This is a genomic window from Streptomyces sp. NPDC048057, from assembly GCF_040653095.1.
In the GTDB taxonomy this organism is placed as follows: Bacteria; Actinomycetota; Actinomycetes; order Streptomycetales; family Streptomycetaceae; genus Streptomyces.
In genome coordinates this window covers 1-4,360 of sequence record NZ_JBEZNF010000068.1, presented here as the reverse complement: position 1 = coordinate 4,360, position 4,360 = coordinate 1, and the positions used below count along the sequence as shown (strand labels likewise).

The 4,360-nt window shown below is 70.6% G+C and carries 1 protein-coding gene; it reads right to left on the bottom strand.

Annotated features, from left to right (window positions below):
- Nucleotides 1-4,360, bottom strand: a 4,360-nt coding sequence (locus tag AB0E05_RS36310; protein ID WP_361971871.1) for an amino acid adenylation domain-containing protein, incomplete at both ends; no start/stop codon positions are given.

Sequence of the window (4,360 nt, the reverse complement as noted above, 5' to 3'; positions counted from 1 at the left end):
ACCTGGTGGGTCCGTGCCAGGTCGACGATCGCCGTGTGGAGTTCTGGCGTGAGTTGTACGGGAACGGAACCACCTTGGTACGACATGACCGCGGGTCGCGGCCGGTCGAACGGCAGCGCCAGCTCCTCCGGCAGCCCGGCCAGAGCCTTCTGCCAGTACCCGACCTGCTGTGCGATCGCGCTCTCGGGGTCGTCCGGGCTGCCGAGTACGTGTTGCTGCCACAGGGTGTAGTCCGCGTACTGGACGGGCAGGGCGTCGAACTCCGGCTCGTGCCCGTTGGCGCGGGCGGTGTAGGCCGTTGCCAGGTCGTTGGCCAGCGGGGTGAGCGACCACCCGTCGCCGACGATGTGGTGCAGCACCAGCAGCAGCACCGCGTCATCGGCGCCCGCCGTGACGAGGGAGGCACGCAGCGGCAGCTCAGCGCCACCGACTCCGTTCCCAGGCACGGTCAGGTCGAACGGTCGGCCGGCCTCGTCCTCGACGGTCCGTCGCAGGTCGTCCGCGTGGACATCGATGACGTCGAGGGCGACCTGACCGGCGTCGAGTACGTGCTGTCGGGGCAGACCGTCCACCTCGGGGAAGACGGTGCGCAGGCTCTCGTGCCGAGCAACGACATCCGCCAGCGCGGCCCGCAGCGCCTCCCGGTCCACCACGCCCGACAACCGCACCGCCAGTGCCAGGTTGTAGGTGGCGCTGGGTCCCTCCAGCCGGTTGAGGAACCACAGCCGGCGCTGCGCGAAGGACAGCGGGACCGCCTCCGGGCGCTCCATCGGCACCAGGGCCTCCCGCGCGCCGGTCGCGGTGTCGCCGCAGCGTTCGGCGAGTGCGGCGACGGTCGGTGCCTCGAAGAGTGCGCGTACCGGCAGTTCGACGTCGAGGAGGCTGCGGATGCGGCCGATCAGCCGGGTCGCGAGGAGGGAGTGCCCACCCAGGTCGAAGAAGTTGTCGTCGACGCCTACTTCGGGCAGGCCCAGCACCTCGGCGAAGGCCGCGCAGAGCACGCGCTCCACCTGGGTGCGCGGGCCACGGCCGCCCGCCGCTGTGACAGCGGAGTAGTCGGGGGCGGGGAGGGCCTTGGTGTTGAGTTTGCCGTTGACGGTCAGCGGGAGGGCGTCGAGGACGACGAATGCGGCCGGGATCATGTACTCCGGGAGTCGTGTGCCGATGTACGTGCGCAGTGCGGCGGCATCGACCTGGGCTCGCTCGGTGGGGATGACGTAGCCGATGAGGCGTTTGTCGCCGGGGGTGTCTTCGCGGACGGTGACGGCGGCCTGGGCGATGTCGCCGTGCGCTTCTAGGGCGTTTTCGATCTCGCCGAGTTCGATGCGGAAGCCGCGGATCTTGACCTGGCTGTCGGAGCGTCCGACGTACTCCAACTCGCCTTCACTGTTGCGTCGTACGACGTCACCCGTCCGGTACATGCGTGATCCAGCGGTGCCGTAGGGGTCGGCCACGAAGCGCTGGGAGGACAGGTCAGGCCGCCCGAGATAGCCGCGCGCCAGTCCGGCACCGGCGACGTACAGCTCACCCGTGACACCCGACGGCACCAGGCGCAGACTGCCGTCCAGCACATAAGTACGCAGGTCGGGGATGGGTTCGCCAATCAGGCTGCCGGTGGCCTCCTCCACCACATTGCGGTCGAGGGTGCGGTAGGTGACGTGGACCGTGGTTTCGGTGATGCCGTACATGTTCACCAGCCGCGGTGCATCGTCCGCGTGCCGTGCGTACCAGTCCGACAGGCGCCGTAGTTCGAGTGCTTCGCCGCCGAAGACGACGTACCGCAACGACAACTCGTCGGTGATCTCGGCGTCAGCCCGTACCAGTTGGTAGAAGGCGGACGGTGTCTGGTTGAGGACGGTGACCTGTTCGCGTGCCAGGAGACTCACGAAGTCGCGCGGTGAACGGCTCACCTCACGCGGAACGACAACCAGTCGTCCGCCAGCCAGCAGCGCACCCCACAACTCCCAGACGGAGAAGTCGAAGGCGTACGAGTGGAACAGCGTCCACACATCAGTGTGGTCGAATCCGAACCACTGCTCGGTGGACGAGAACAAGCGGACCACGTTGCCGTGCGGGACCACGACACCCTTCGGACGCCCCGTCGAGCCGGACGTGTAGATGACATATGCCGGGCTGTCCGCTGACAGCGTCCCAGGCCGTTCGTCCTGCCCCAAGTCGCTGCCGTCGGCGCTCATGCCCTCGGCGGGCAGCTCGTCCAGCAGCACGGTGGGCGTTCCGTCCACCACGTCCGCGGAGGAGCGCATCGCCAGCGTCAGCACCGGCCGGGTCTCCGCCAGCATGAACGCCACCCGGTCCGCCGGGTAGTCCGGGTCCACCGGCACATAGGCCGCACCCGACTTCAGCACCGCCAGCAGGGCCACGACCAGCTCCGCCGAACGCGGCATGGCGACCGCCACGAACGCCTCCGGACCCGCGCCGCGCGCCACCAGCAGCCGGGCCAGCCGGTTCGCCCGGGCGTTCAGCTCGGCGTACGTCAGCCGCTCGTCGTCATACGTGACCGCGACCGCATCCGGAGCCTGGGCGGCGCGCGCCTCGAACAGCTCCACCAGCGTCGTGTCCGGGGCATCGACTGCCACCGGCTCCGCGACCAGCAGTTCCCGCTCGCCCGGCAGCAGCACGTCGACGCTCCCCACGGGCACGTCGGACGCGGTGGTGAACGCCTCCAGCACCCGCAGCAGCCGGCGCAGGAGGGCGTCGACCGCGCCGGCGGTGAACAGCCCCGGCTGGTAGTCGACGCGGAACTCCAGCTCCGCACCGGGGATCACGGCGACCGTGACGGGGTAGTGGGCGGCGTCCTCGCCGTCGACGGCGCTCAGCTGGAGACCGCTGAGACGATCGCTCAGGGCCTCGCCGTCCAACGGATAGTTCTCGAACACCAACAACGTGTCGAAGAGGGTGCTGCCGCCCGCCATCGCCTGGAGCTCGGGAAGCCCCACGTACTGGTGGTTCATCAGCTCCGACTGCTCGTCCTGCACCCTGCGCAGCAGATCGGCGACGGACTCGGCCGGGTCGATGCCCACCCGCACCGGCAGGGTGTTGATGAACAGCCCCACCATGCTCTCGATGCCCGGGATCTCCGCCGGCCGGCCCGAGACGGTCGAGCCGAAGACGACGTCCGAGCGGTTGGTCAGGCCGCCGAGCAGCAGCGCCCACGCACCCTGCACGAGGGTGTTCACGGTGACGCCCAGCCGCCGCGCAAGGCCCTCCAGCGCACCCGTCAGCGCCGTACCGGCGCCCACGAAGTGCTGGGCCGGCACCACCGGCGGCAGCTCGTTGCCCGGCACGAGCAGACTCGGCTCGGCACCGGACAGCCGCTGCCGCCACGCCGCGTCGGCCACGTCCCGGTCCTGCCCGGCCAGCCAGGCCAGGTAGTCGCGGAAGGGCCGGACGGTGGGCAGCGCCGCGCCCCCGGCCTCGTACGCGGTGAACAACTCGTCGAACAGCACCGGCATCGACCAGCCGTCGAGCAGGATGTGATGGCTGGTGAACAGCAGCTGGAAACGCTCGCCCGGCAGCCGGAAGAGGGTGAAGCGCAGCAGTGGCGGGCGCTGCACGTCGAAGCGCCGACCGCGGTCGTCCTCGACGAGCCGCGCCGCCTCGGCATCGGCGTCGTCGCCGTGCCCGGTGAGGTCGACCTCCTGCCACGGGACGGCGAGCCCGTCCGCGACGACCTGCACCGGCCGCTCCAGCTCGCCCTGCCAGAAGCCGGCCCGCAGGTTCGCGTGCCGGTCCAGCACGGTCTGCGCGGCGCCGTGTAGCCGGTCGACGTCCAGCGCGCCCTCGATCTCCAGCACGAGCTGGGTGTTGTAGAGGTCGACACCGTGGTCCTCGAAGAGGGCGTGGAACAGCAGCCCCTCCTGCAACGGGGAGAGCGGCAGCACGTCCGCCGTCGACGCCGGCAAGGCGTCCAGCTGGGGCTGTGACAGGGCGACCAGCGGGACGTCGGAAGGCGTCAGACCGCCGGCGTCGGGCTGCTCGGCGTGGGTCACCAGCGCCCGCAGCGCGTCGAACCAGCGCTCGCCGAGCCGTCGTACGTCCTCCTGCGGGAGCACGTGGGAGGCCCAACCCCAGTTCGCCACCAGGACCGGACCGTCCGCGCGGTCCTCGGTGAGCGCGTTGAGTTCCACGGCGTGCGGCAGGGGAGCGGCGGGATCCGCGCCACCGCCGACGCCCGTCGACTCAGGCGCACTCAGCCAGTACTCGGGCTCCCGCCCCGTGCCCTGCTGCCCGCTCGGGGAGGCAGCGAACCGTCCGAGGTAGTTGAAGCCGATGTCGGGGGTGGGGAGTGGGGTGAGTTGGGGTGTGGTGTGGGGGTTGAGGTGGCGGAGGAGGCCGTAGC